The organism is Streptomyces sp. NPDC001816 (genome assembly GCF_042892235.1).
GTDB lineage: Bacteria > Actinomycetota > Actinomycetes > Streptomycetales > Streptomycetaceae > Streptomyces.
The window spans coordinates 61,931-87,553 of the sequence record NZ_JBIATY010000002.1; the positions used below are offsets into that span (position 1 = coordinate 61,931).

The window sequence follows — 25,623 nt, forward strand, 5'->3', positions numbered from 1 at the left end:
ACGAGGCGCTCAGTCGGCGTCGAGCGACACCAGCGGCTGTCCGTCCGCGGTGCGCACCTCGTAGCGGGCGATCTCGGCGGGATGCATGGCGGAGCCCGCCGCGGTCGTGGTCGTCCCGGTGTCGTGGGCGTCCACCTTCCAGCCGCTGACGACCTGCTCCGAGCCGTCTTTTCCGATGACGACCAGCTGGCAGGAGTGCGGCCCGGAGCCGTCCTTCACCTCCAGCCGCATCCGGCTGCCGGAGTATCCGTCCTCGGTGGTGACCTGCGCCCACACACCCGTCTTCGGGTCGGTCGCAGCGGTGACCCGGGCCGCGGGCTCCTCGTGTCCGGCGTAGACCATGAGGCCCGGTCCGGCCACGGCCAGCACCACGGAGGCGGCCAGGCCGTACAGGAAGTGGCGGCGCCGTGCCCGGTGCCGGTGTGCCAGTTCGCCCATCAGCCGGTCGAGCAGTCGGGGACCGGGCTGGGCCATGGGGTGCACGAAGCGCGGCGTGGAGCGGCGGTACAGCATCAACTGCCGTGCCGTGGGACCGAATTCGGTCACCTGTGCCGCGCACTGAGGGCACTCCATGAGGTGGTCCTCGAAGCGGAAGGCCTCCGCCTCGTCCAGCACGCCGAGCGCGTACGCGCCGACGTCGCGATGCCTTTCCAGGGACCTCATGCCGAATCCTCGTGCCTATGGGTGTGGGTGGGGTTACTCCTTGCTCCCATCCGTACGCAGCGGACAACCGAATCACTCAAGGCACACACCGAATCGTGACCAAGAGATTCGGAGCCGCCCGGCCCGCGGATTGGTCTGAATTCGAGACGACTCAGAAGAGATGGATCGCCAGGTGTCCGAGGGGCAGTCCGAGCCGCCAGGCCGGGGTCCACACCTTCGGCCCGTCGTCCTCGCCGAACACCGCACCGCCGCCCGGCACCGCGTCCAGGTCGGGCGCCAGCAGCTCGGTCTCCTCCAGCCAGCGCCAGGCCTCGGCCGCCAGCGCCAGGTCCGGCGACGGCGCGGCGGCCGAGGCCTCCTCGCCGGCCAGCTGGGCCATCCGCTCGCGCACCCACTCCTGCCACGGCTGGTCGTACGCCGTCAGCGACAGCCAGTTCTCCAGCTGCGAGATCACCCGGATTCCGGACAGCTCGCCGTCGGTGTCGGAGAGGAAGACGGTCAGCGCCAGCGCGTCCCGCCCGGCCCGGAACTCGAAGGACGTCGGCGGCATCAGGTCGCCGGTGCGCAGCAGCTCGTCGGCGATGTACTCGGCGTACAACCAGGCCATGGGAACCGTCAGTTCGCCGCCGCCGGTGCCGTCCGTGCTCTCGTGCCCTCTGTGCAGCATCCCTTCCTGCCTTCCTCCGGTGCGTGCGTGTCGCCCGAGACCCTGGACCCGGTGCGGGCGGTCCCCGTCCGGAACCCGGATGAGGACAGCTGATGGCCCGAACGGGGGTCTCAGCAAGGCGCTTTACCGAGGTTTGACCCAGTCTTCGGTTTCACCGCAGGTCGACCGCATAACCCGGTAGGACCCGGCGCAGGGCGCGCAGCGCGTAGTACGCGCGAGACTTCACGGTACCGGGTGGAATCCCAAGGGTTTGCGCGGCTTCCGCCACACTGGCCCCGCGGAAGTACACGAGTATCAGGACGTCACGGTGCTCCGGCGTGAGTGTCTTCACAGCCTCCCGGACGTCGAGCATCGCGGCGGCCCGCTCGGCGTGGTCGGCGGTCACCCGCGCGTTCTCGGGCACCTCGTCGCCGACCTCGGGTGGCCGCGCCTGCCGGGCCCGTCGCGCGTCGATCGCGAGGCGCCGGGCGACGGTCAGCAGCCAGGGGCGTACCGAGTCGAAGTCCTCGGCGTGCAGGGCCTCGGGGTGCTGCCAGGCGCGCAGCAGGGTCTCCTGTACGAGGTCCTCGGCGCGCTGCCGGTCCCCGTCGCTCAGCCTGAGCAGCAGCGCGAACAGGGGGCCGCCGTGCTCGCGCTGGAGTGCGGCCAGCTCGTGCTCGGCGGTCGTCGTCCCGTGGGTGAGTGAGGTTACGGCCGTCATGGCCGTATGGCAGCGCAGGGCGCCGCCGGGGGGACAGGAGGCGTACACGGCTCTGCGACGGACGGTCGATCGTGTCGGCGAACGGTAGGGCGAGGGGTGCTCCGTGAGCGCGCGGGGCGGCTCCGGATGGGCTAATTCAGGCGCCCGGACTGTTTGCGTGAAGGGTTGGATTCATACCCATATGCCCGTAAAAGCCTTGTCTGTAAATACGACGTCTGCAGATACGACGATCCCGGGGTGAGCTGATGATCGGACGCAGAAAGCAGGTTGCGCTGGCCCTGACCGCCCTCCTCGCCGCCGCTGCCGCCTGTCAGAACCACGAGCGGCAGGAGCTCGCGGGCGCAGGCCGCCCGGCGCCGTCCGCCGACCGCGGCTTCACCCTCGTCGCCTCCGGCGACGTGCTGCCGCACACCTCCGTCATCGAGCGGGCGCGCTACGACGCCGGCGGCGACGGCTACGACTTCCGTCCGATGCTCTCCGGCGTCGAGTCCGTGGTCAACGGCGCCGATCTGGCGCTGTGTCACATGGGGACCGTGTACGGCGCCGACGGCGACTACAGCGGCTACCCCGTCTTCAAGTCCCCGCCGCAGATCGCCCAGGGCCTCGCCGCGACCGGCTACGACGGCTGCTCCACCGCCTCCGAGCACGCCCTGGACGACGGCGCCCCCGGCCTGCGGCGCACCCTGGACGCCATGGACCGGGCCGGCCTGCGGCACGCCGGGACCGCCCGCACCGAGGACGAGGCCGGCTCGGTCACGATGCTCCGGGCGGGCGGGGCCCGGGTCGCGCACCTGTCGTACACGTACGGCACCGACGACCGCCCGCTGCCGCCCGGACAGCCCTGGGCCGTCGGCCTGATCGACCGGAACCGGATGATCGCCGACGCCCGAGCCGCCCGGAAGGCGGGCGCCGACGTGGTCGTCGTCTCCGTGCACTGGGGCACCGAGTGGCAGGACGACCCGGACCGGCTGCAGCTCGCCCTCGCCGACCAGCTGACGGCCTCGAAGACGAACGGCCGCCCGGACATCGACCTGATCCTCGGCACCCACGCCCATGTCCCGCAGGCGTACGAGAAGGTCAACGGCACCTGGGTGGTCTACGGCCTGGGCGACCAGATCGCCGGCGAAATGTACAACGACAAGGGCGTGCAGGACTCGCGCGGCAACGACTCCACCCTCGGCCGCTTCACCTTCGCCCCGCCCGCCCGTCCCGGCGACCGCTGGCAGGTCACCAGGGCCGACTTCATCCCGCAGATGTACGACCTCGACTCCGGCCGGGTCCGCGACCTCAACCAGGCGATCTCCGACGGAGCCGAGCTGGAGGGGGTGCGCGACCGGATCAGGGAGGTCGTCCTCAGCCGCGGGGCCGCCGACGACGGGCTGGTCATGGGGGAGTGATCACTCGGCGGACTGCGGCCGGGCCAGCGCGGAACGGCGGTAGGAGTAGCCGAAGTAGACCACGCAGCCGATCACGAACCAGACCGCGAACCGCACCCAGGTCTGCCACCGCAGAAACGTGATCAGCCAGATCGAGAAGACGACACCCAGCGCGGGCACGAACGGCATCCACGGGGTCCGGAAGGTGCGCGGCAGATCCGGCTGCCGGTAGCGCAGCACGATCACCGCGGCGCACACCACCACGAACGCCAGCAGGATGCCGATGTTGGTCAGCTCGGCCGCCTCGCCGATCGGGAGGAACCCGGCGATGACGGCCGAGACCGCCCCGACGATCCACGTCACCCGGGTCGGCACATGCCGCGTCGGGTGCGTCTTGGCGAACCAGATCGGCAGCAGCCCGTCCCGGCTCATGCTGAACCACACCCGGGTCACGCCCAGCATGAACGTGAACATCACCGTGAGGATGCCGATGATCGCACCCACCGCGATCACGTCGGCGAGCTTGTTCAGCCCCACGGACTTGAACGCCGACGAGAAGCCGCTCTCCGGGTCGATCTCCGTGTAGTTCTGCATGCCCGTCAGCACCAGGCAGGCCGCCACGTACAGCACCATCGAGATCGCCAGCGAGTAGATGATCGCCTTCGGCATGTGCCGCTGCGCGTCTTTCGACTCCTCCGCCGCGGTCGACATGGCGTCGTAGCCGAACACCGCGAAGAACACGGTCGCCGCACCGGTGAACGCCCCGCTGATGCCGAACGGGAAGAACGGATGGTAGTTCGCGCTGTTGATGTGGAACACGCCCACCGCGATCACCACCAGCACCACCAGCACCTTCAGGGCGACCACGAACGTCTCGAAGCGGGCCGCGGTGCGGATGCCCAGGTTGAGCAGCCAGGCGATCAGCAGACACAGCGCGGCCGCGAACAGGTCGACCCGGTGCCCGTGCCCGGTGCCGGGCGCGCCCAGCATCCAGTCGGGCAGGTTCGCGCCCGTCTCCTCGACCAGGAAGCCGAAGTATCCGGAGATGCCGATGGCGACGACGGCCACGATCGCCGTGTACTCCAGCAGCAGGTCCCAGCCGATGAACCAGCCCGCGAACTCGCCGAGCACCGCGTAGCCGTACGTGTACGCCGACCCCGCCTTCGGGATCAGCCCGGCGAACTCGGCGTACGACAGCGCCGCGCAGGCGCTCGCCAGGCCGGCGATGAGGAACGACACCAGCACCGCGGGCCCGGCCGTCTCGTGGGCCACCGTGCCGGCCAGCGTGAAGATGCCCGCCCCGATGATGCCGCCGATACCGATCGCCGTGAGCTGCCACAGCCCGAGCGACCGGTCCAGCCGGGGCCCCTCGCTGATCTCGGTGTCCTCGATGTGCTCGATGGGTTTGCGGCGGAGAATTCCCTCACCCATACGGAGCTTGGCCATGCGCCTCACCTCTTCGCCGATGGCAAACGGCTGACGGCGGATCATGATGGCTCAGGGCGGTCCCGTACGGAAGACGCCACGCACGGGCCCGGCGGGCTCGGTCCAGTCCGGCGTCCAGGTGCGGCCCTCCGGCCGGGTGGGGCGTCGGTCGGCGAGGTGGGTGCGCAGGGCGGTGAGCGCCGGGTGCGGGTTGGTGGTGACCCACAGCAGGGAGTGCGGGTAGACGGGTGTCGGGTCGAGCAGCGGGATACGGCGCAGATCGTGGCCGGCCGGCCAGTCCAGCCGGGTCTGCTCGCTGACCAGGGTCGCCAGGGTGCTGTCGGCGGCGACCGCGTCCTGCACCGCCCCGGTGAAGTTGGCGCCCGAGGAGTCGATGGTGAGCCCGAACGCGGCGGCGAGCGAGGCGTAGTACGCGGCCCACTCGGTGCCGTCCACGATGCCCGGCATCCAGATCCGGTGCCCGGCCAGCTCCCCGGGCGAGACCGAGCGGCGGCCGGCCAGGGCGTGCCCCGGGCCGGTGAGCAGCTGGATCGGTTCGTCGAGGACGCGCGCGGCCTCGACGCCCCTGGGCAGCGGCCGCCCGGGCATGGCGACGGCACGGAAGGACGCGTCGACCGTCCCGGAGCGCAGGGCGGTGAGCGCCGAGTCCACGTCGAAGAGCGTGACCACGTCCAGGGCCACCTCCGGGTGCGCCTCGTGGAAGTCGCGCAGCAGCGCCGCGGGGGCGAGTCGCGGGCCGATCACATCGACCCGCAGAGCGCGCCGCCCGGGTCGCACGGCGGCGGTGGCCCGCTCCTCGGCCAGCAGCAGCTCGTGGGCGTGCGGCAGGAAGGCCCGGCCGTCGACGGTCAGGACGGCGCCCCGGGCGGTACGGGTGAACAGCCGCACGCCCAGCTCCTTCTCCAGCGCGGCGATCCGCTTGGAGACGGCCTGCTGGGTGACCGCCAGCACGGCGGCGGCCTCCTGGAACTGTCCCGAGCCGGCCACGGTGACGAAGGTGCGCACTGCCTTGAGGTCCACTTCGCCACCGTACAACCGATGGTTGTGACGCCTGATCCGGAAGTTGTTTGCTTCGGCGCCCGGCTGCCCGATTTCATGTCCCGGGTCAACGGGGAGGTTGTGCATGGGACGGCGGTTCGGGTGGCTGTGGGCCGCGTACTCGGCGAGTGCGATCGGCACGTATCTCGCCTTCGACGCGTTCTCGGTGATCGCGGTCCTCGTGCTGCACGCCGGACCGGCCGAGGTGGCACTGCTCGCCGCGACCGGGCCCGCCGTGGGCGCCGTGGCGGCCGTGCCGCTCGGGCCGTGGGTGGAGTTCCGGCGCAAGCGGCCGGTGATGATGGCGATGGACCTGGCCAGGTTCGCCGCGCTGCTCACCGTCCCCGCCGCCTACGCGCTCGGTGGCCTCGGCCTGGGTCAGCTGCTGCTGGTGTCGGTGATCGTCGCGGCGGCCGACATCACCTTCAACGCGGCCTCCGGCGCCTTCCTGAAGACGCTCGTCCCGGCCGACCGGCTGCTCACGGCGAACTCCCGGTTCGAGTCCACGAACTGGACCGCCCTCGTCCTCGGACCGCCCCTCGGCGGCGCCGCGATCGGCGTGTTCGGCCCGGTCGCGACGGTCGTGGCGAACGCGGTCAGCTTTCTGCTGTCGGCGCTGGGCATCCGGGCCGTGGGCGGCGGCGAGCCCCGCCCCGAGCGCACCGGCGTGCAGCGCCTGCGGGCCGCCGACCTGCTCGACGGCTGGCGGTACATCCTCACCAGTGCGGCCCTGCGGCCGCTGTTCTTCAACAACCTCGCGGTCAACGCCCTGATCATGGTCGCCGTACCGCCGCTGGCCGTCCTCATGCTCGGCCCGCTCGGCTTCGCCCCCTGGCAGTACGGCCTCGCCTTCGCCGTGCCCTGCCTCGGCGGACTCCTCGGCTCCCGGCTGGCCCGCCCGCTGGTCGCCCGCCACGGGCAGCGGCGGATACTGCGCACCGCGGGCACCCTGCGCGCCGTCTGGCCCCTCGGGCTGGCCTTCGTCGGGCCCGGCCTGCCCGGACTGCTGCTGGTGATGGCCGTGGAGTTCGGGGTGATCACCTGCTCGGGCGTCTACAACCCCGTGTACGCCACCCGCCGCCTGGAATGCACCCCGGACGACCGGGTCGCCCGCACCCTGTCCGCCTGGTCCGTCACCGGCAAGGCCACCACGGCCGCCCTGACCGCCCTGTGGGGCCTGCTGGCGAGCCTCACCGGCCCGCGCGCCGCCATCGCCCTGGCCGGCGTTCTGCTCCTTGCGACCCTGCCGCTGCTCCGGAAGGAGACGGCTACGGTACGACCGTCACCGGCCACCGTCCCGCCTTCACCAGCCGGACCGCCACCGAGCCGATGATCCGGTGCCCCGCCTGCTCGGAGGCGCCCACCACGACCGCGTCCGCCTTCAGCTCGTCCGCCGCCTTCACCAGGCCGTTGTAGGCGTCGCCACGGAAGGTGTGGAACTCCCAGCGCACGTCGAATATCCCCTTGACGCGCTCCGTCGCCTCCCGGATCTGGGCGATCAGGTCCTCGGCGATCTCGTCGGTCGTCTCCGCCACCGGAGCCCCGAGCGCCGCCCCCGCCGCGAGCACCGGCTGCACGTACACCACCGCCAGGAGCGCGTGCTGCCGCCTGGCCAGACCGCCCGCGTAGGCTGCGGCCCGCATCGAGGAATCGGAGCCGTCCACCCCGACCACGATGACCTTGGGCCCGTCCGTGCCCCGCTCGAACCGGTGCGCGTGCTGTTCGTGCTGCTCCGTCACATCCCGAGGTTATCGGAACCGGTGCTTCCCGCCGCGGCCCGGCCCCGCTCGACGGGCGTACCGCGCCGCCCCTTCCTACAGTCGGAACCATGACTGCCACTGCCGGGCCGGCCGCACGGAGGGATGCCACGGGCCCGGTACGCCCGCCCGCCGCCGGACGCCTCGGCTGGGTGCCCGAGGCCTTCGCCACCCTCTTCGCCGCGCTCGGCCTGCTGTGCGCCCTGCTCGCGATCTTCGCCCCGCTGCGCCGCCTGCTGCGCCCGCTCGTCCGCGCCCTCGACCTGCTCCTGGTCCCGATCAGCGCCAACCTCGCCTACGCCGTCTTCCTGTTCCTGCTGGCCGCCGCCACCGGCGCCCGCAAGAAGGTCGCCTGGTGGCTGGTCGTCGTCTATCTGGGCCTGGTCGTGGCCGGCGACATCCTCGGCGTGGCCCTTGGCCAGTACACCGAGTCGGTGCCGTCCCTCGTGCTGTGCGGCCTGCTGCTGCTCCTGCTGGTGACGGCCCGCAAGGAGTTCTACGCCGCCTCTCGCCGCGGTGCCGTGTGGCGGGCCCTCGGCGTACTGCTGGCCGGCCTCGCCGTGGCGATCCTGGCCGGCTGGGGCCTGGTCGCGCTGTTCCCGGGCACCCTCCCGCAGAGCCAGCACCTGGCCTGGGCCGCGGACCGGGTGTGCGGCGGGCTGGTGTCCAACAGCGCCTTCGACGGCCGCCCGCCCCGCAGGGTCACCTTCCTGCTCGGCCTGTTCGGCGCGCTCGCTCTGCTGAACGCGGCCGCCACGCTGTTCCGTTCGCAGCGCCTGGAGGCGGCCCTGCACGGCGACGAGGAGGCCCGCATCCGCGCCCTGCTCGGGGCCTACGGCGAACGGGACTCGCTCGGCTACTTCGCCACCCGCCGCGACAAGGCCGTCGTCTTCTCCTCCAGCGGCAAGGCCGCCGTCACCTACCGCGTCGAGGCCGGCGTCTGCCTCGCCAGCGGCGACCCCGTCGGCGACCCGGAGGCCTGGCCGCACGCCATCGAGGCCTGGCTGGACATGGCCCGCCGGCACGCCTGGGCACCCGCCGTGATGGGCGCCTCCGAGGACGGCGCCCGCGCCTACGCCCGGGCCGGACTCGGCGCCCTCCAGCTCGGCGACGAGGCCATCCTGCACGTGCCCGGGTTCGACCTGGCCGGCCGGGACATGCGCGTCACCCGCCAGGCCGTGCACCGCGTCCGCCGCACCGGCGCCACCTGCCGCATCCGCCGCCACGCCACCCTCACCGACCACGAGATGGAGGAGATCGTCGACAAGGCCGACGCCTGGCGGGACACCGAGACCGAACGCGGCTTCTCCATGGCCCTGGACCGGCTGGGCGACCCCGCCGACGGCGACTGCCTCCTCGTGGAGGCCCTCAGCGACGACGGCCGGCTCCTCGCGCTGCTCTCCTTCGTGCCCTGGGGCCGCGACGGAGTCTCCCTGGACCTGATGCGCCGTGACCGCGCCGCCCCCAACGGGGTCATGGAGTTCATGGTCGCCGAACTGTGCGCGGCCGCACAGAAAATCGGCGTGCACCGGATCTCGCTGAACTTCGCCGTCTTCCGGTCCGTCTTCGAGGAGGGCGCCCGCATCGGCGCCGGCCCCGTCCTCAGACTCTGGCGCCGGATGCTGCTGTTCTTCTCCCGCTGGTGGCAGCTGGAGGCCCTCTACCGCTCCAACGCCAAGTTCCAGCCCGAGTGGTACCCGCGCTTCATCTGCTACGGCGAGACCGCCTCCCTCGCCCGGATCGGCCTCGCCTCCGGCATCGCCGAGGGGTTCGTCTCCGTACCGTCCCTGCGCAAACTCTGGGGAAAGGGGCACCCGAAGCCGGGGCAGCGGCCCGCCACCACCGAGGGCCTGCCGTCCCTGACGGTGCTCGGCCTCGAAGGAGGGGGCGAGGCCGGGCCCGCCGCCCCGGACGCGGCCCTGCCCGAGCAGGTCCGCGTCCGGCACCGCACGCTCGACCGCCTGCGCGCCTCCGGCACCGACCCGTACCCGGTCGGCGTGCCCGCCCCCACCCACGCCCTCGCCGACGTCCCGCTGGGCCAGGACGTCACCGTGGCCGGCCGCGTCATGCTGGTCCGCGACTTCGGCGGCATCGTCTTCGTCGTCCTGCGCGACTGGTCGGGGGACCACCAACTCGCCCTCACCCGCGACCGCTCCGAAGCCGCCCTGGACCGCTTCCGGTCCGACACCGACATCGGCGACCACATCACCGCCACCGGCCGCGCGGGCCGCAGCGACAAGGGCGAGCCCACCGTCTTCGTCACCTCCTGGCAGCTGACCGGCAAGTGCCTGCACCCGCTGCCCGACAAGCGGCGCGGGCTCGCCGACCCCGAGGCCAAGGTCCGCCGGCGCTACCTCGACCTGGTCACCAGCCCCGACGCCCGGCGGGTGATCCGGGCCCGCTCCACCGCCGTACAGGCCCTGCGCCAGGGCCTGCTGGACCGCGGCTTCCTCGAGGTCGAGACCCCGATGCTGCAGCAGATCCACGGCGGCGCCAACGCCCGCCCCTTCACCACCCACATCAACGCCTACGACCTCGACCTCTACCTGCGCATCGCCCCCGAGCTGTACCTGAAGCGGCTGTGCGTCGGCGGCCTGGAGAAGGTCTTCGAGCTGGGCCGCACCTTCCGCAACGAGGGCGTCTCCTACAAGCACAACCCCGAGTTCACGATGCTGGAGGCCTACCAGGCGCACGCCGACTACGACGTGATGCTCGACCTGACCCGCGAGCTGATCCAGGGCGCCGCCACCGCCGCCTTCGGCTCCCCGGTCGCCCGCAAGGACGGCCGGGAGTACGACATCTCGGGACCGTGGCCCGTGAAGACCGTGTACGGGGCACTGTCCGAGGTGCTGGACGAGGAGATCGGCCCCGGCACCGAACTGCTCAGACTGCACCGGCAGTGCGACCGGACCGGCGTGCCGTACACCGCCGACGACGGGCCCGGTGACGTGGTCCTGGAGATGTACGAGCGGCTGATCGAGGAGCGCACCCAGCTGCCCACCTTCTACAAGGACTTCCCGACCGAGGTCTCCCCGCTCACGCGGCAGCACCGCACCGACCCGCGGCTCGCCGAGCGCTGGGACCTCGTCGCCTTCGGCACCGAACTCGGCACCGCCTACTCCGAGCTGACCGACCCCGTCGAACAGCGTCGCCGGCTCACCGCACAGTCCCTGCTGGCCGCGGGCGGCGACCCCGAGGCCATGGAACTGGACGAGGACTTCCTCGACGCCCTCGAATACGCGATGCCGCCGACCGGCGGGCTCGGCATCGGCGTCGACCGGCTCGTCATGTTCCTCACGGGCCTGACGATCCGGGAGACCCTGCCGTTCCCGCTGGTGCGCCGGCGCTAGCGCCCGGATCCGGGGCGGTGGTCCGCAGGCCCTGCCAGGGCAGGGTCAGCAGCGCGACCGCCGCGGCGGTGAGGGCCAGCGCGATGCCGAGTTCGAAGCACTCGGGAAAACGGGCCGCCAGGGCTGCATCGTATTCCTTGCGGTTGTGGAACCCGCTGGACGGCATCCCCATCACGACGACCGTGACGACCCCGCTGAACAGCGACGCCCCCAGTCCGGCTCCCAACTGCCGGGAGGAGTTCAGCGCCCGGGGCAGCGCACCGCTCCCGGACCGCGCGAAGCTCACCGGCAGGGCGAGCACACCGCAGCCGTAGGCGATCAGCAGCAGCGGCGGCAGGACGTCGGCGAGGTGGTAGCCGGTGCCCGACCGGCTCAGCAGGACGAACCCGGCCGCCGCCACACCACAGGCCATGGCCACCGTGGCGGCGAGGCCGACGCGTGCCGCGAGCAGGGGCAGGGTCAGCCAGCCCAGCACCAGCCCGGCGACGGCGGGCAACAGGGCCCAGCCCACCGACTCGGGGGACAGACCGCCCACCATCTGAAGTGCGAGCGTGAGGACGAACCCGGCACCGGTCAGACAGGCCGCCAGCAGTGCCACCACGGTGTACGCGCCGAGTGCGGCCCGCTCCCGGTACAGCCGGGTGAGCAGGGACGGCTCCTGCCCGCGTCGGCCGAGCCAGCTCAGCGAGGACGGCGTCAGTGCCCCGGCCGCCGCGACGGCGATGATCGTGGTCGGGGACACGCTGTGGTCCCCGAGCCAGTCGGCGAACCAGGCGAGAAAGCCCAGCGGGAGGACGGCCGCCGCGGCGCGGCCCAACCGGGACCGGGCCTCGGGGCCGGTCGCGGACTCGGTGAGCGTCACCGGGACCAGCAGCAGGAGCAGTACGCCGACGACGGCCTGGGCCCAGAAGACCGCCGCACCCGACTCCACCGTGGTCAGCAGCATGGTGGACGGCAGCACCACCGCCGGTCCGGCCGCCGCGACCACCACGAAGTGCACGCTCAACGCCCGGTCACGGCCCCGGCCCTCCGGATGCGTGGACTCGATCAGCGCCACCGCACCGGCCGTGATCGCCGCCGCGGCCACCCCCTGTACCGCCCGCGAGGGCAGCAGCACGTCGGCGTCCTGCGACACCGCGGATGCCGCGGCGGCGGCACTCGACAGCACGAGTCCGCCCATCAGCACCCGCCGCTGCCCGAAAGCCTCGCCGAGCGCCACCGCGAGCACCGGCAGCGCGGCGAAACACACGCTGTACATGGTGATCAGCCACGTCAGCCCGTCGATGGACATGTGCGACCGTGCCGAGATCCACGGCAGCGCCATCGCGAAGGCCGTCGTGTCGAAGACGACCAGCACCTGGGCGGCGCCCAGCAGCACCACCGCCAACCGCCTGCGCGACACTCCGTTTGTTCCCCCGTGCACGACCAAACCGGCTCGACCTCCATCTGCAACACCGGTGACTTCCATGCGGACTGAGCGATTATCAAAAACCCGGTCGGCGGTACACAAGTCCGCCCGGGCTGCGCCGACCGGATGAATTCCTGCCGCCACACCGGTGTCACTGTGGTGCGCCGGAGGCCTGCGGGGCGAGTGATGAGTCATGCAGAAGGATCAGTTGTTCACCCGGCGCAGGATGCTTCTCGCCTCGGCCGCCGCTCTGGGAGCCGCGGGCACCGCCGGAATCGTCATGGCGGAGGGCGACGACGAGGTGACCCGCATCGCCGCACCGGTCGCCGGCCCACCGGCCGTCCAGGCGCTCAAGCCCTCCGCGTACCGCCTCCAGCCGCTCACCGGATACGGCCCGCCGCGCGCCGCGCCACGCAAGCTCAAGGAACGGCACGAGCCCATTCTGCAGATCTCCGGACGCGGCCGGCACATGATGCTGACCTTCGACGACGGACCCGACCGTCGCTACACCCCGTACATTCTCGACACCCTCGCCAAGTACGACGTACGGGCCATGTTCTTCGTGTGCGGGGAGATGGCCGCCATCAACAAGGAACTGCTGGCCAGGATGGCCGACGAGGGGCATGTCGTCGGCAACCACACCTACACGCACCCGCTGCTGACCACCCTCGACCGCCGGGAGATCCGCTCGGAGATGGAGCGGACCAGCGACGTCATCGAGGACGCCTACGGGGAGCGCCCCCAGTGGTTCCGCGCACCCTACGGCGCCTGGAACCGCGCGGCCTTCCAACTGGGCGCCGACATGGGCATGGAGCCGATGGCGTGGACCGTCGACACCACCGACTGGGAGACGCCCGGCACGGGCACCATCGTCGACCGGGTGGAGAGCGGCGCCGCCCCCGGTGTCGTGGTGCTCTCCCACGACGCCGGGGGCGATCGGTCGCAGACCGTCCACGCGATTCGCGAATACCTGCCCTATCTGCTCGACTCGGGCTATCACCTCACCGTGCCGCCCCGCCGTCTCTCGTGACCGGGCGCTCGCCCGCCCGGTCACCACGGCTCACTCGACCGAGGCCAGGCGGGCGAACACGACGACGTTCCCGTCGTAGCCGTTCTGCTTCGAGAAGCCGCCGCCGCAGGTGATCACCCGCAGTTCCGCCGTGCCCTTGGAGCCGTACACCCGGTCGCTCGGGAAGCTGTTCTTCGCGAAGACCTCGACTCCGTAGACCTCGAACACCGCGGTCCTTCCGTCCTTGCGCACGACGTCGACGCGGCTGCCCTTCTGCAGTGCTCCGAGTCCGTAGAACACGGCGGGGCCCTTCGTGTTGTCGACGTGCCCGACGACGACCGAGGTGCCCTTCTCGCCGGGCGAGACCGAACCGGTGAACCATCCCGCCAGGTTGGAGTCCTCCGGCGGCGGAGCGCCGATCCAGCCCTGGGCGTCCAGACCGACCTGCGTGACGGGCGCGTCGACCCGGATCGAGGGGATCCGGATCCGGTCGGCCACGGCGAAGGGCAGGGCGGCGGGGCCGCTCGCGAACGGGCTCGGGGCAACGCCGCCGTCCGCTGTCGCCGCCGCTGCCGAGGCAGGCTGCGGTGGCCCGACGTCGAATTCTCCGGAACCATTCCGAATGAGCGCCAGGCCGGACAGCAGGACGAGCGCGATCACGCCCCATGGGGCGCGCTTTCGCCGCAGCTCCTCCTCTTCGGCCAGCTCGGCCAGCAGGGACGCAGACATTCGCATGGGAAAAAGCTAAGTCCCGTACGAGCGGCGGGGCGACGGGGCGACGGGCGAACGGGTGGTCCGTCACCCTGTTGGTGCGCCATACGAGTTGCAGCCGAAAGGATTTTTCTGACGGTCCGTGACCTGCGGCAATATCCGATTGTGTGCTTTTCTCGTGGCGTGTCCGCTCACCAGGACGGACCATTCTCGACATGCGGGCGTGTTCCGGGTGTCCGAGGGTTCTGTCGGGAGGTGCCTTCTCGCCGATAGTCCGGGTACGGGACCCGGAGTGCCTCCCGCGGAGGTTCACATGCGAAACCAACGTGCCCTGGCGGCCGCATGCGCGGCGGTCGCCGTGCTGGGGCCGGCCGCCCCCGTGGCCGTAGCGGACGGCATGGGCGGCGGAGGCGGCTCGAACACCGTCATCACCATCCCGGGCAACGGCAACATCGGGAACGGCTTCGGAAACGGGCTCGGGAACAACAACGGCAACTTCTGCCAGGGGAACAACAACGGCCGGGGCGACAACGGTCGGGGCGACAACGGCCGGTGCGACAACTTCGATCGGGGCAACAACGGGCGGGGCAACAACAACGGCCGGGGCGACGAGAACGACCAGGAAAAACACCACGGCGACGGCAACCCGCGCAACATCGTCGTCTCCCCGAACGTGCTCCGCGTGCTCCCCTCAGACGGCGGCCGTCTGGCCATCACCGTGGACAACTGCCGGGGCGGTACCGCTTCCTCGCCTGAGCATGTCTTCCCCACCGTCCAGCTGTCGCCGATCGGCAACGACACCGCGCGAGGCGTCGCCACGGTCCCCTCCGGTAGGTCCGGCACCTACGACATCACCGTCAACTGCAACGGCCGCACCCTGAGCCTCCCGGATGCCTTCACGGTCGGCAGCGGCGTCAAGGCCGGTCACGGTGGCGGCAACGTCGGCCTCAGCGGCAGCCAGACCGCTCTCGGCGCCGTCCAGGCCGGTTTCGGCGGCAGCGTCACCAGCGGCGCCACGCCGGCCGACATGGCCATCGGCGGAGGTCTGGTGGCCTCGGCGGTCATCGGAGGCGGCATGTCCTTGATGCGCCGCCGCCCGGAGAGGCGGTTCTGACCGGGGCCGGAACCCGTTGTGCCGAGCGCACCGGACGCAAGACGGGCCTTCGCCCCGGTTCCCGCAGGGGGACCGGGGCGAAGGCCCGTCCGCGGTCAACCCCTGACGTGCGGGAACAGGTTCAGGAACGGGTCGGCGCTCGCCGTGATGCCCCGGCTGTAGGGGGCGTCGAAGTCCCAGATGAGGAAGAGCATGAAGGCGATGGTCGCGGAGAAGAACCCGGCCAGGACCAACTCGCGCCGGGTGCGCCGGATCTGCAGCGCGAAGACCATGCAGACGGTGATGACCGCCCCGGCGAGCAGCCCGAACCACACCACGCCCGGCATCGTCGCCCCGGTCGAGTCGGCGCGCGCGTTGCGCGCCTGGTCGGCGGCGGCCATCTGGTCCAGCAGCGGCTGGTAGGCCTGCGCCTCGAAGTCGTTCTTGGGCTGATAGTCCGTCACGTCGTGGCGGAGCGCCGCCAGCAGCTGCGTACCGCGCTCGGTGACGCGCCCGCGGTCGGTCATCGCCTTCCACTCGGTGGTCACCACGTACTGGACATAGGTGTCGGCGTCGCTCCGGATGCGGTCACGGATGTCCGGCGGATAGACCCGCACCCGCTCCGAGATCTCGTGCAGCGCCTGGGCCTCGGCCTGCACATGGTCCTGGGCGCTGCTGCGCGCCTCCCACACGCCCGCGATGGCGAGGCCCAGGACGATGGCGTACACGACGCCGATCCACATCGTCATGTACTCGATGACGTCGGGGGTCTCGCTGGGGTCCTCGTCGTCGGGAGCCCTCTTGTGCCGTACGAGGGTGATGACGACCACCACGGCACAGGCCCCCAGCATCGCAAGGACGAGAACAAGCCAATCCGACAACAGATGCCTCCAGAAGTGAGCGGCCGGCGCGTCAGCGCGGGCGCAGCGCCGCGACGGCGACGATCGCGGGAACGGTGATGAGCAGGACGTAGGTGACCGGTGACGTGTGGTCGGGTGCCTGGCGGCTGCTGGGCCGGGGGTGGTACGCCGGGTAGCTCACCGGGGTCACGGAGGGCCGCGGGCGGGCCCTGGGCGACGGCTCGGGCCGCGGCTTCGGGTCGGGCCGGGGCGTCGGGGTCGGCGTCGGCCGGGGCACGGGTGGCGCCGGGGCGGGCGGCCGTGGCTTCGGTTTCGGCGGGGCTTTCGCAGTGGGCGTCGGACGCGGCGTCGGCCTCGGCTTCGGCTTCGGCGACGGGGTCGGCTTCGGCGTGGGGGTCGGCGTTGGCGTCGGTGTGGGGGTCGGCGTGGGCTTCGGGCACGGCGGGGGCGTCGGCCAGCGGTCGCCGCCTCCCGCCACGGCTACCGCCACCGTGCCGTCCGGGCCCGTCGAGGCGGACGCGCAGGCGTCGGCCGACGCGGTCCCGACCGGGCAGCCCACCAGGGTCCAGGTCAGTGCCAGAAGGGCCAACACCCGTGTGGCGGGCGCACATCGGGTCACTTCGGGTCCATGCACGACGGAGATCATGAGGCGCCGAGCGCCGTCGTACTCCGGAGTACGACCGGATTGATCCTAAGGGGTGACAAATCACGATCAATGGTTTGAATACCAGAAGCCGACCGACTGGCCGATATGCGCGCCCGTACGACTCCCCGCGCGCGGGACGCGTCACGGGACGCGTCACAGGATCCGGAAAGAATTTCGCGTCCCGGTTGAACACTCCGACCCCTCCGGTGCGTACCCATGGCCGTGCGGCGGCGCAGCAGGGCGCTGCAATATCCAGGCGAATTTGGGGAGTTGGCGATGAAGACCTCCTGGCGGACCGCCTCACTGGTGGCCACGGCCGCTTCGGTGCTGGTGCTGACGACGGCGTGCGGTCAGGACAACAGCACCACGCCGGCATCGGCGGCCCAGAATGTCGGGGCCACGGCCGCGGCGGGCGACTACGGCAACCCGGGCGGCGGAGCCGCCACGGGTACCGGTGCGGGCAACGGGTACGGCGCCGACGGCAACCAGAGTTCCAGCTCCCCGAGCCCGGCCGCCGCCGCGGGCAAGCTGAGCGTGGCCCGCAACCCCGACCTGGGCAATGTGCTGACCGACGGCTCCGGCCTGACCCTCTACCGGTTCGACAAGGACACCGCCAATCCGCCCAAGTCGAACTGCGACGGCGACTGCGCCACCACCTGGCCGCCGGTGCCCGCCGACGACGCCACCGCCGGCGAGGGCATCGACAAGGCGCTGCTCGGCGAGGTCACCCGCGCCGACGGCACCAAGCAGCTGACCATCGGCGGTTGGCCCGCCTACCGCTACGCCAAGGACGTCAACTCCGGTGACGTCAACGGCCAGGGCGTGGGCGGCAAGTGGTTCGCCCTCGCGCCCAACGGCAAGAAGGCCTCGCTGGCCTCCCTGCCCGGTCTGTCCGTCCGCAAGGACCCCAAGCTGGGCGACGTCATCGTGGACAAGAACGGCATGACGGTCTACCGCTTCCTGAAGGACAAGGCGTGGCCGAAGGTCGTCTCGAACTGCACCGGCGCCTGCCTGGAGAAGTGGCCCGCGGTCGCCCCGGTCAAGCCCGAGGACACCAAGGGCGTCCAGAAGAAGGGCCTGATGGGCTTCAACCGGCCCGACGGGGGCAAGCAGATGACCGTCAACTGCTGGCCCATCTACACCTTCTCCGGTGACAAGGCTCCCGGTGACACCAACGGTCAGGGCGTGGGCGGCACTTGGTACGCCGTCTCGCCCGACGGCAAGCCGGTCGGCGCGCCGGGCAAGTAGAGATCACCTCCCCAGGGTCGATCGCCCCGCCCACCGGCGCCCGATCGAAGGTCCGCCCCCTCCGCACCGCACGGAGGGGGCGGACCGTTGTTCGGTACGGCTGTCACACAGCGGGGTCACCTGCGCACTTGCCTCAGGCAGTGACCGGGAACGGACGGTCAATTTCCGGTTCGGGTCGCTCCTTTGGCGGGCGATCAGTAGCCTCAGCTCGAACACCGGATCGGCTCGACCTGTCGCCTACGCCTTGGAGAGATACATGGAGCGTCCCGCCTGGGCCCCACGGAGCATCGACATCTCGGTGCCGAGCGTTTCGCGTATCTACGACTTCTACCTGGGCGGTTCGCACAACTTCGAGGTCGACCGGGAGGCGGCCCGCAAGGCGATGGAGTTCATGCCGGGGCTGCCGAAGGTCATGCAGGCCAACCGGGCGTTCATGCGCCGAGCCGTGCGCTTCGCGGCCGACGAGGGCATCACCCAGTTCCTCGACATCGGCTCCGGCATCCCGACCTTCGGCAACGTCCACGAGGTGGCCCAGGCGGCCGCACCGGGCGCCCGCGTCGTCTACGTGGACCACGATCCGGTGGCGGTGGCGCACAGCCAGGCGGTGCTGGCGGGCAACACCGACGCCGACGTGATCGCCGCCGACCTGCGCAAGCCCCAGGAGATCCTCTCCAGCCCCCAACTGGACCGCCTGATCGACCTGAATCGGCCAGTGGCCCTCCTTCTCGTTGCCATACTGCACTTCGTGGAAGACGTGGACGACCCGTACGGTGCGGTGGCCGAGCTGCGCGAGGTGCTCGCGCCCGGCAGCCTGCTGATCCTCACCCATGCCTCGTACGAGGGAATCCCCTTGCCGGCGGAGCGGGCCGAGGGCGCGGTGGACGTATACAGGGACATTCGCAACCCGCTGATCATGCGCTCGCGCGAGGAGATCGCGCGGTTCTTCGAGGGGTACGAGATGGTGGAACCCGGACTGGTGCAGATGCCGCTCTGGCGCCCGGAGTCGGCGCCGGAGGACGAGGATCCGTACGCCTTCTCCGGATTCGCCGGCGTGGGGCGCACGGCGTGAGCGCGGAGCCGGACGGGCCGGAGGACAGATTGCGCCGGCTGACGACGATCTGGAGCCGGGCGGTCTTCCCGGTCACCTCCACGTCGCTGACCCGCGCGGAGTTTGCGGAACAACTCCTTCCGCTCGCACGCAGGTTGAGCGGCCTGCTGCGGGCCCGCAGCTTCGACTCGGAGGAGGCCAAGGCGGTCGGCGCCGCACTCGTCGAGGCGCACTGCACCGACCCCGAGGCGCTCACCCGCACCCTGGACTGTGTCGACGCCTACCTGGTCCTCTACTGCGGCGAGGACGGCCCCCAGGACGAACTGCGCATGCGTTCCTCGCGGTTGCAGCACGCGATGGCCGCCGGGTACGCGCAGGCCCTGCGCGAGCGCACCCTCGCCGAGCAGGAGGCCATCGCCCAGGCCGCGTTGCAGGCCCAGGGCGTCGTGGCCCAGGCCCTGCACGCCAGCGAGGCCCGCTTCCGGGCGGTCTTCGAGGGCGCGGCCATAGGTATCGGCATCGCCGACCTGGAGGGCAACGTGCTCCAGGTCAACGAGGCCCTGCTGCGCATGTTCGGCGGCTCCGAGACGACCGTGCGCGGCCGCAACGTCATGGAGTGGACGCACCCCGAGGACGCGCCTCAGACCTGGAAGCTGTACGACGAACTCGTCCGCGGCGAGCGCGAGCACTACCACGTCGAGAAGGCGTTCAACCGCCCCGACGGCACGGTCCTCTGGACCAACCTCACGGTCTCCCTGCTGCGCGACGCCGACGGCGAACCGCAGTACCAGCTGGCCCTCATGGAGGACACCACCGAGCGCCGCCTGCTCAACCTCCGGCTGCGCTACGAGGCCACACACGACGCGCTCACCGGCCTGCCCAACCGCACCCTGTTCTTCGAGCGCCTGGAGAAAGCCCTGGGCGCCGGCCAGGGCCAGCGCTTCGGCCTGTGCTACCTCGACCTGGACGGCTTCAAGACCGTCAACGACAGCCTCGGCCACGCGGCCGGCGACCGGCTGCTGGTGGAGGTCGCCGACCGGCTGCAGTCCTGCGCGACCGCGCCCGGCGAGATGGTCGCCCGGCTCGGCGGCGACGAGTTCGTGGCCCTGACCACCGGCCCCGGCACCGAACGGGGCGTCGACGAACTCGCCGAACGCATCATGAACGCGCTCATCACGCCGATCAGCATCGACGGCCGTGACCTGCTGGTACGCGGCAGCCTCGGCATCGTGGAGGGCCCGGCGGGCGAGCGCACCGCGGCGGAGGTCCTGCGCAGCGCGGACATCACCATGTACCGGGCGAAGTCGGCGGGCGGCAACCGCTCCGAGCTGGCCGACCCGGAGGCCGACGCCCGCGCGATCACCCGCCACGGCCTGACCACGGCGCTGCCCACGGCCCTGGAACGCGGCGAGTTCTTCATCGAGTACCAGCCCCTGGTCCACCTCGGCGACGGCAGCGTCCGCGGCGCCGAGGCGCTGGTCCGCTGGCTGCACCCGCAGCACGGCGTCCTCGGCCCCGACCGCTTCATCCCGCTCGCCGAGCACACGGGCCTGATCGTGCCGCTCGGCCGCTGGGTCCTGGAGGAGTCCATCCGTCAGGCCCGCGAATGGCGCGAACGATACGGCGAGGAGAAGGCCGCCGGCCCCCTGCGCATCAACGTCAACCTCTCCCCGTGCCAGCTGAGCCATCCCGGCCTGGTCCAGGACACGGTGGAGATTCTCGAACGCGCGGGCGTCGCCCCGGACGCCCTCTGTCTGGAGGTCACGGAGTCGGCACTGATCGGCGCCGACGACGATCTCCTCAAACCCCTGCGCCGACTCGCCGAGATGGGCGTCGACATCGCCCTCGACGACTTCGGCACCGGCTACTCCAACCTCGCCAACCTGCGCCGCCTCCCGGTGAGCATCCTCAAACTGGACCGCTCCTTCACCCAGGGCATGCAGCAGTTCCCGGCCGACCCCGTCGACCTCAAGATCGTCGAAGGCATTGTCTCCCTGGCCCACAGCCTCGACCTCGCGGTCACCGTAGAGGGCGTGGAGACCGGCGCCCAGGCCGAACAACTCCGCATACTGGGCTGCGACACGGCTCAGGGCTGGTACTACGCGAGGCCGGGCCCACCGGAGAGACTGCACGATTTGGCGCTGGTGGACGCGACGGGCTGAACGAGCGGCGCCCTCTCAGCTTTGAGGGGGCGCAGTATGCCTGGGGGTGCGGGGCTGTATCGATACAGTCACCGCTCAAGCAACATCCGCTGCAACTCCCGCGCGGCCCGAGGCGGAGCCACGTCACTCCGGTGAGCCAACGCAATGGTCCGATGCAACCCCGGCCGAGCCAACGGAGTGACCCGCAACCCACGCCCCGTGCGTGCAGCGACCATGCGGGGAACGACCGCGACACCAAGCCCGGCCCGCACGAACCCCAACACCGCGTCCATCTCACCCCCCTCCACCGCGAAGTCCGGCTCGAACCCGGCGGAGCGACACGCCGCAACGGTCAGCTCCCTCAGGTCGTAGCCGTGCCGGAACATCACCAGACGCTCGCCCTCCAGATCCGCGATGCGCACGGCCCGGCGGCCCCGCCCCGGCGCCGGTACGTCCGGTGAGGACACCACCACCAGGTCCTCGCGCAGCAGCTCCACCGTGGTCAGCGCGGGCGCGGGCGTCGGCAGCGGCAGGACGACCAGGGCTAGGTCGAGGGCGCCGCGGGCCAGCCCGCGCACCAGGTCGTGCGAGCCGCCCTCCTCGATCAGCAGCTGGATGCCGGGGTAGCGGTCGTGGAAGGCGCGCAGGACGTCCGGCAGCAGGCCGGTGCACAGGCTCGGCGTCGCGCCGAGCCGCACCCGGCCCCGCCGCAGTTGCACCAGCTCCTGCACCTCGTACCGGGCCGTGTCCGCGTCCGCGAGGATCCGCCGGGCCAGCGGGAGCAGTGCCTCGCCCGCGTCGGTGAGCGTGATGTTGCCCCGGGCGCGCAGGAACAGGTCCGCGCCCAGCTCCCGCTCCAGGGCCTTGATCTGCTGCGACAGAGACGGCTGGGCGACATGGACCAGTTCGGCGGCCCGGGTGAAGTGCCGGGTCTCGGCCACGGCCACGAAGTACTGAAGCTGCTGGAACTGCACGGTTACAGAATAGTCCCAGCCTATGGAAACAAGCTGGACCATGTCTTGGACCGATCGGTTCCCCCGCCTCTAGCGTGCTGTTCCATGGCTCTGGCAACGCGGACGGACCGACGGCCGTCCATGGCACGCACCGTGTGGGACAGCACCGTCGGGAAGAAGACGGTGATGGCCGTCAGTGGTGTGATCATGCTGCTGTACCTGGTCGCGCACATGATCGGGAATCTGAAGATCTACTTCGGGGCGGGCGAGTTCAACCACTACGGCCACTGGCTGCGCACCGTCGGCGAACCCTTCATGCACTACTCCTGGACGCTCTGGCTCATCCGGATCGTCCTCGTCGTCGCCGTGGTCGCCCACGCCACGTCCGCCTACCAGCTCAGCCGCCGTGACATACGGGCGCGCCCCAGCAAGTACGTGCACAAGAGGCCCCGGGCGAGCTACGCCACGCGCACCATGCGCTGGGGCGGGATCATCCTCGGCCTGTTCATCGTCTGGCACCTCCTGGACCTCACCACCGGCACCGTGCACTCCGGCGGCTTCCAGGAGGGCCACCCGTACCAGAACGTGGTGGACACCTTCTCCACCTGGTACGGCAACGTCATCTACATCGTCGCGATGCTCGCGCTCGGCCTGCACATCCGGCACGGCTTCTGGAGCGCCGCCCAGACCCTCGGCGTCGGCAGTCGCGCCCGCGACCGCGCCCTGAAGACCGTCGCCAACGTCCTCGCGCTGCTGCTCACGGCCGGCTTCGTCGCCGTACCCGTGGGCGTCATGACCGGAGTGGTGAGCTGACATGACCTACACCGAATACGCCGCCGGTGAGCCCCTGGCCGACGGCAAGGCCCCCTCCGGCCCGATCCACGAGCGCTGGGACAAGCGCCGCTTCGAGGCCAAGCTGGTCAACCCCGCCAACCGCCGCAAGCACACCGTCATCGTGGTCGGCACCGGCCTGGCCGGCGGCTCCGCGGGCGCCACGCTCGCCGAACAGGGCTACCACGTCGTCCAGTTCTGCTACCAGGACTCGCCGCGCCGCGCCCACTCGATCGCCGCGCAGGGCGGTATCAACGCGGCGAAGAACTACCGCAACGACGGCGACTCGATCCACCGGCTGTTCTACGACACCGTCAAGGGCGGCGACTTCCGGGCTCGCGAGTCCAACGTGCACCGGCTCGCCCAGATCTCCGTGGAGATCATCGACCAGTGCGTGGCGCAGGGCGTGCCCTTCGCCCGCGAGTACGGCGGCCTGCTCGACACCCGCTCCTTCGGCGGCGTCCAGGTGTCCCGTACCTTCTACGCCCGCGGCCAGACGGGTCAGCAGCTGCTGCTGGGCGCCTACCAGGCGCTGTCCCGGCAGATCGCCGCGGGGAACGTGGAGATGCACCCGCGCACCGAGATGCTGGACCTGATCGTCGTGGACGGGCGGGCACGCGGCATCGTGGCGCGGGACCTCGTCACCGGGAAGATCGACACGTACTTCGCCGACGCCGTCGTACTCGCGAGCGGCGGCTACGGCAACGTCTTCTACCTGTCCACGAACGCCATGAACTCCAACGCGACCGCCGTCTGGCGGGCGCACCGGCGCGGCGCCTACTTCGCCAACCCCTGCTTCACGCAGATCCACCCCACCTGCATCCCGCGCACCGGCGACCACCAGTCCAAGCTCACCCTGATGAGCGAGTCGCTGCGCAACGACGGCCGGATCTGGGTGCCCAAGGCCAAGGGCGACGACCGGCCGGCGAACCGGATCCCCGAGGACGAGCGCGACTACTACCTGGAGCGCATCTACCCCTCCTTCGGCAACCTGGTCCCGCGCGACATCGCCTCCCGCGCCGCGAAGAACGTCTGCGACGAGGGCAGGGGAGTCGGCCCCGGCGGCCAAGGCGTCTACCTCGACTTCGCGGACGCGATCAAGCGGATGGGCCGTAAGGCGGTCGAGGCGAAGTACGGCAACCTCTTCGACATGTACCAGCGGATCACCGACGAGGATCCGTACGAGGTGCCGATGCGGATCTACCCCGCCGTGCACTACACGATGGGCGGCCTGTGGGTCGACTACGACCTGCAGACGACCGTCCCGGGCCTGTTCGCGATCGGCGAGGCCAACTTCTCCGACCACGGCGCGAACCGCCTCGGCGCCTCCGCCCTGATGCAGGGCCTGGCCGACGGCTACTTCGTCCTCCCGTCGACGATCAACGACTACCTCGCCCGCAACCCGCACCAGGAGGCGGTGACGGCCGAACACCCCGTCGTCCAGGAGGTGTTGGCTGAGACGGAGCACCGGATCGGCCTGCTCCTGTCCGTCGACGGCGACCGCACCCCCGACTCCTTCCACCGCGAAGTCGGCGAGCTGATGTGGGAGTTCTGCGGCATGGCCCGCACGGACGCGGGCCTGCGCAAGGCCCTGGAGCGGATCCCGCAGATCCGCGAGGAGTTCTGGCGGCGCATCAAGGTGCCCGGCACCGGCGAGGAGTTCAACCAGTCGTTGGAGAAGGCCAACCGCATCGTCGACTACCTGGAACTCGCCGAGCTGATGTGCCTCGACGCGCTGCACCGCGGCGAGTCCTGCGGCGGCCACTTCCGCGAGGAGTCGCAGACACCCGACGGCGAGGCCGCGCGCAGGGACGAGGAGTTCTCCTACGCGGCCGCCTGGGAGTTCACCGGCACCGGCGAGGCGCCCACCCTGCACAAGGAAGACCTGGTCTTCGAGTACGTCCACCCCACCCAGCGGAGCTACGCATGAAGCTCACCCTGCGCGTCTGGCGGCAGAAGAACGCCGACGCCGACGGCACCATGTCCACGTACGAGGTGGACGGCATCTCCTCCGACATGTCCTTCCTGGAGATGCTCGACACCCTCAACGAGGAACTCATCCTCAAGGGCGAGGACCCGGTCGCCTTCGACCACGACTGCCGCGAGGGCATCTGCGGCGCCTGCTCGCTCGTCATCAACGGCGACGCGCACGGCCCCGAGCGCACCACCACCTGCCAGCTGCACATGCGGTCCTTCAAGGACGGCGACACGATCGACATCGAGCCGTGGCGCGCCTCGGCCTTCCCGGTGATCAAGGACCTGGTCGTGGACCGGTCGGCATTCGACCGGATCATCCAGGCCGGCGGGTACGTCACCGCCCCCACCGGCTCCGCGCCCGAGGCCCATGCCACCCCCGTACCCAAGGCGGACGCCGACTTCGCGTTCGAGCACGCCGAGTGCATCGGCTGCGGCGCGTGCGTGGCGGCCTGCCCGAACGGTGCGGCGATGCTGTTCACCTCCGCAAAGGTCAACCACCTCAACGTGCTGCCGCAGGGGGCGCCCGAGCGGGAGACGCGGGTGCTGGACATGGTGGCGCAGATGGACGCGGAGGGGTTCGGGGGCTGCACGCTGACGGGTGAGTGTGCGACCGCCTGCCCCAAGGGGATCCCGCTGGTGTCCATCACGAGCATGAACAAGGAGTGGCTGCGGGCCACCCGGAAGGTGGCGGGGCGCTAGCC

22 protein-coding genes are annotated in these 25,623 nt (G+C 71.1%); 11 read left to right on the forward strand and 11 right to left on the reverse strand.

Translation table 11 applies throughout. The features are described 5' to 3' along the window. Positions 1–9 precede the first annotated feature (9 nt). The 3 genes from ACFYZZ_RS05935 to ACFYZZ_RS05945 all read right to left on the reverse strand — a co-directional run bounded on the left by ACFYZZ_RS05935 (position 10) and on the right by ACFYZZ_RS05945 (position 2,030). Positions 10–663, reverse strand: coding sequence for a zf-HC2 domain-containing protein (locus ACFYZZ_RS05935; protein ID WP_389172152.1), 654 nt, complete (start codon positions 661–663; stop codon positions 10–12). 151 nt (positions 664–814) lie between these two features. Further along, positions 815–1,330: a hypothetical protein gene (locus ACFYZZ_RS05940; RefSeq protein WP_389172154.1), complete on the reverse strand. Its 516-nt coding sequence runs from the start codon at positions 1,328–1,330 to the stop codon at positions 815–817. Between the two features lie 151 nt (positions 1,331–1,481). Further along, on the reverse strand, positions 1,482–2,030 hold the full coding sequence (locus tag ACFYZZ_RS05945; RefSeq protein WP_389172156.1) for a sigma-70 family RNA polymerase sigma factor: 549 nt from the start codon (positions 2,028–2,030) through the stop codon (positions 1,482–1,484). 245 nt (positions 2,031–2,275) lie between these two features. On the opposite strand from ACFYZZ_RS05945, the gene ACFYZZ_RS05950 reads away from it, so the two are divergent. Beyond that, on the forward strand, positions 2,276–3,427 hold the full coding sequence (locus ACFYZZ_RS05950; protein WP_389172158.1) for a CapA family protein: 1,152 nt from the start codon (positions 2,276–2,278) through the stop codon (positions 3,425–3,427). On the opposite strand, the gene ACFYZZ_RS05955 is transcribed toward ACFYZZ_RS05950, so the two are convergent. After that, positions 3,428–4,852: an APC family permease gene (locus tag ACFYZZ_RS05955; protein WP_389172160.1), complete on the reverse strand. Its 1,425-nt coding sequence runs from the start codon at positions 4,850–4,852 to the stop codon at positions 3,428–3,430. A gap of 51 nt (positions 4,853–4,903) precedes the next feature. Then, entirely contained in the window at positions 4,904–5,872 is a 969-nt protein-coding gene (locus tag ACFYZZ_RS05960) for a LysR family transcriptional regulator (RefSeq protein WP_389172161.1), read from the reverse strand. A 103-nt stretch (positions 5,873–5,975) separates the two neighbouring features. Between ACFYZZ_RS05960 and ACFYZZ_RS05965 the strand changes: the two genes are divergently transcribed. Continuing rightward, on the forward strand, positions 5,976–7,223 hold the full coding sequence (locus ACFYZZ_RS05965; RefSeq protein ID WP_389172163.1) for an MFS transporter: 1,248 nt from the start codon (positions 5,976–5,978) through the stop codon (positions 7,221–7,223). On the opposite strand, the gene ACFYZZ_RS05970 is transcribed toward ACFYZZ_RS05965, so the two are convergent. Beyond that, positions 7,159–7,629: a universal stress protein gene (locus ACFYZZ_RS05970; RefSeq protein WP_389172164.1), complete on the reverse strand. Its 471-nt coding sequence runs from the start codon at positions 7,627–7,629 to the stop codon at positions 7,159–7,161. The two genes, ACFYZZ_RS05965 and ACFYZZ_RS05970, sit on opposite strands and share 65 nt — an antisense overlap. 89 nt (positions 7,630–7,718) lie before the next feature. On the opposite strand from ACFYZZ_RS05970, the gene lysX reads away from it, so the two are divergent. Continuing rightward, entirely contained in the window at positions 7,719–10,997 is a 3,279-nt protein-coding gene (lysX, locus tag ACFYZZ_RS05975) for a bifunctional lysylphosphatidylglycerol synthetase/lysine--tRNA ligase LysX (protein WP_389172166.1), read from the forward strand. On the opposite strand, the gene ACFYZZ_RS05980 is transcribed toward lysX, so the two are convergent. After that, positions 10,942–12,399 carry an MFS transporter gene (locus ACFYZZ_RS05980; RefSeq protein WP_389172168.1) on the reverse strand — a complete coding sequence of 486 codons (1,458 nt, stop codon included), beginning with the start codon at positions 12,397–12,399 and terminating at the stop codon, positions 10,942–10,944. The two genes, lysX and ACFYZZ_RS05980, sit on opposite strands and share 56 nt — an antisense overlap. Positions 12,400–12,598: 199 nt before the next feature. Between ACFYZZ_RS05980 and ACFYZZ_RS05985 the strand changes: the two genes are divergently transcribed. Continuing rightward, positions 12,599–13,435 carry a polysaccharide deacetylase family protein gene (locus ACFYZZ_RS05985; RefSeq protein WP_389172170.1) on the forward strand — a complete coding sequence of 279 codons (837 nt, stop codon included), beginning with the start codon at positions 12,599–12,601 and terminating at the stop codon, positions 13,433–13,435. A gap of 30 nt (positions 13,436–13,465) precedes the next feature. On the opposite strand, the gene ACFYZZ_RS05990 is transcribed toward ACFYZZ_RS05985, so the two are convergent. Then, the gene (locus ACFYZZ_RS05990) at positions 13,466–14,143 is read right to left on the reverse strand and encodes a class F sortase (RefSeq protein ID WP_389173633.1); all 678 of its coding nucleotides are present in this window, start codon (positions 14,141–14,143) and stop codon (positions 13,466–13,468) included. Between the two features lie 295 nt (positions 14,144–14,438). On the opposite strand from ACFYZZ_RS05990, the gene ACFYZZ_RS05995 reads away from it, so the two are divergent. Next, positions 14,439–15,239 (forward strand): hypothetical protein, encoded by an 801-nt coding sequence (locus ACFYZZ_RS05995; protein WP_389172172.1) that lies wholly within the window; start codon positions 14,439–14,441, stop codon positions 15,237–15,239. A 95-nt stretch (positions 15,240–15,334) separates the two neighbouring features. Here the strand turns inward: ACFYZZ_RS05995 and ACFYZZ_RS06000 are convergent, their stop codons facing one another. After that, positions 15,335–16,099, reverse strand: coding sequence for a DUF4239 domain-containing protein (locus ACFYZZ_RS06000; protein WP_386576808.1), 765 nt, complete (start codon positions 16,097–16,099; stop codon positions 15,335–15,337). Positions 16,100–16,130: 31 nt separating this feature from the next. Continuing rightward, a complete protein-coding gene (locus ACFYZZ_RS06005; RefSeq protein ID WP_386576807.1) occupies positions 16,131–16,259 on the reverse strand; it encodes a hypothetical protein in 129 nt (42 codons plus the stop codon). A gap of 741 nt (positions 16,260–17,000) precedes the next feature. On the opposite strand from ACFYZZ_RS06005, the gene ACFYZZ_RS06010 reads away from it, so the two are divergent. The 3 genes from ACFYZZ_RS06010 (at position 17,001) to ACFYZZ_RS06020 (ending at position 21,182) form a co-directional block, all read left to right on the forward strand. Next, on the forward strand, positions 17,001–17,972 hold the full coding sequence (locus ACFYZZ_RS06010; RefSeq protein WP_389172173.1) for an SCO0930 family lipoprotein: 972 nt from the start codon (positions 17,001–17,003) through the stop codon (positions 17,970–17,972). 256 nt (positions 17,973–18,228) lie between these two features. Continuing rightward, positions 18,229–19,041: an SAM-dependent methyltransferase gene (locus tag ACFYZZ_RS06015; protein WP_389172175.1), complete on the forward strand. Its 813-nt coding sequence runs from the start codon at positions 18,229–18,231 to the stop codon at positions 19,039–19,041. Beyond that, the gene (locus tag ACFYZZ_RS06020; RefSeq protein WP_389172177.1) at positions 19,038–21,182 is read left to right on the forward strand and encodes a putative bifunctional diguanylate cyclase/phosphodiesterase; all 2,145 of its coding nucleotides are present in this window, start codon (positions 19,038–19,040) and stop codon (positions 21,180–21,182) included. Before ACFYZZ_RS06015 ends, ACFYZZ_RS06020 begins: the two co-directional genes overlap by 4 nt. Before the next feature lie 68 nt (positions 21,183–21,250). Here ACFYZZ_RS06020 and ACFYZZ_RS06025 read toward each other — a convergent pair whose 3' ends face one another. Beyond that, positions 21,251–22,135 (reverse strand): LysR family transcriptional regulator, encoded by an 885-nt coding sequence (locus ACFYZZ_RS06025; RefSeq protein ID WP_389172179.1) that lies wholly within the window; start codon positions 22,133–22,135, stop codon positions 21,251–21,253. A 120-nt stretch (positions 22,136–22,255) separates the two neighbouring features. Here ACFYZZ_RS06025 and ACFYZZ_RS06030 point away from each other — a divergent pair, with 120 nt between their 5' ends. Genes ACFYZZ_RS06030 through ACFYZZ_RS06040 form a run of 3 tightly spaced genes read left to right on the forward strand, consistent with a single transcriptional unit; the run spans position 22,256 to position 25,621 of the window. Then, positions 22,256–22,927: a succinate dehydrogenase gene (locus ACFYZZ_RS06030; RefSeq protein WP_389172181.1), complete on the forward strand. Its 672-nt coding sequence runs from the start codon at positions 22,256–22,258 to the stop codon at positions 22,925–22,927. 1 nt (position 22,928) lies between these two features. Continuing rightward, complete coding sequence (locus ACFYZZ_RS06035) at positions 22,929–24,875, forward strand: fumarate reductase/succinate dehydrogenase flavoprotein subunit (RefSeq protein WP_389172182.1); 1,947 nt, start codon at positions 22,929–22,931, stop codon at positions 24,873–24,875. Next, the gene (locus ACFYZZ_RS06040; protein ID WP_389172184.1) at positions 24,872–25,621 is read left to right on the forward strand and encodes a succinate dehydrogenase/fumarate reductase iron-sulfur subunit; all 750 of its coding nucleotides are present in this window, start codon (positions 24,872–24,874) and stop codon (positions 25,619–25,621) included. The genes ACFYZZ_RS06035 and ACFYZZ_RS06040 overlap by 4 nt, the downstream gene beginning before the upstream one ends. Positions 25,622–25,623: the final 2 nt, after the last annotated feature.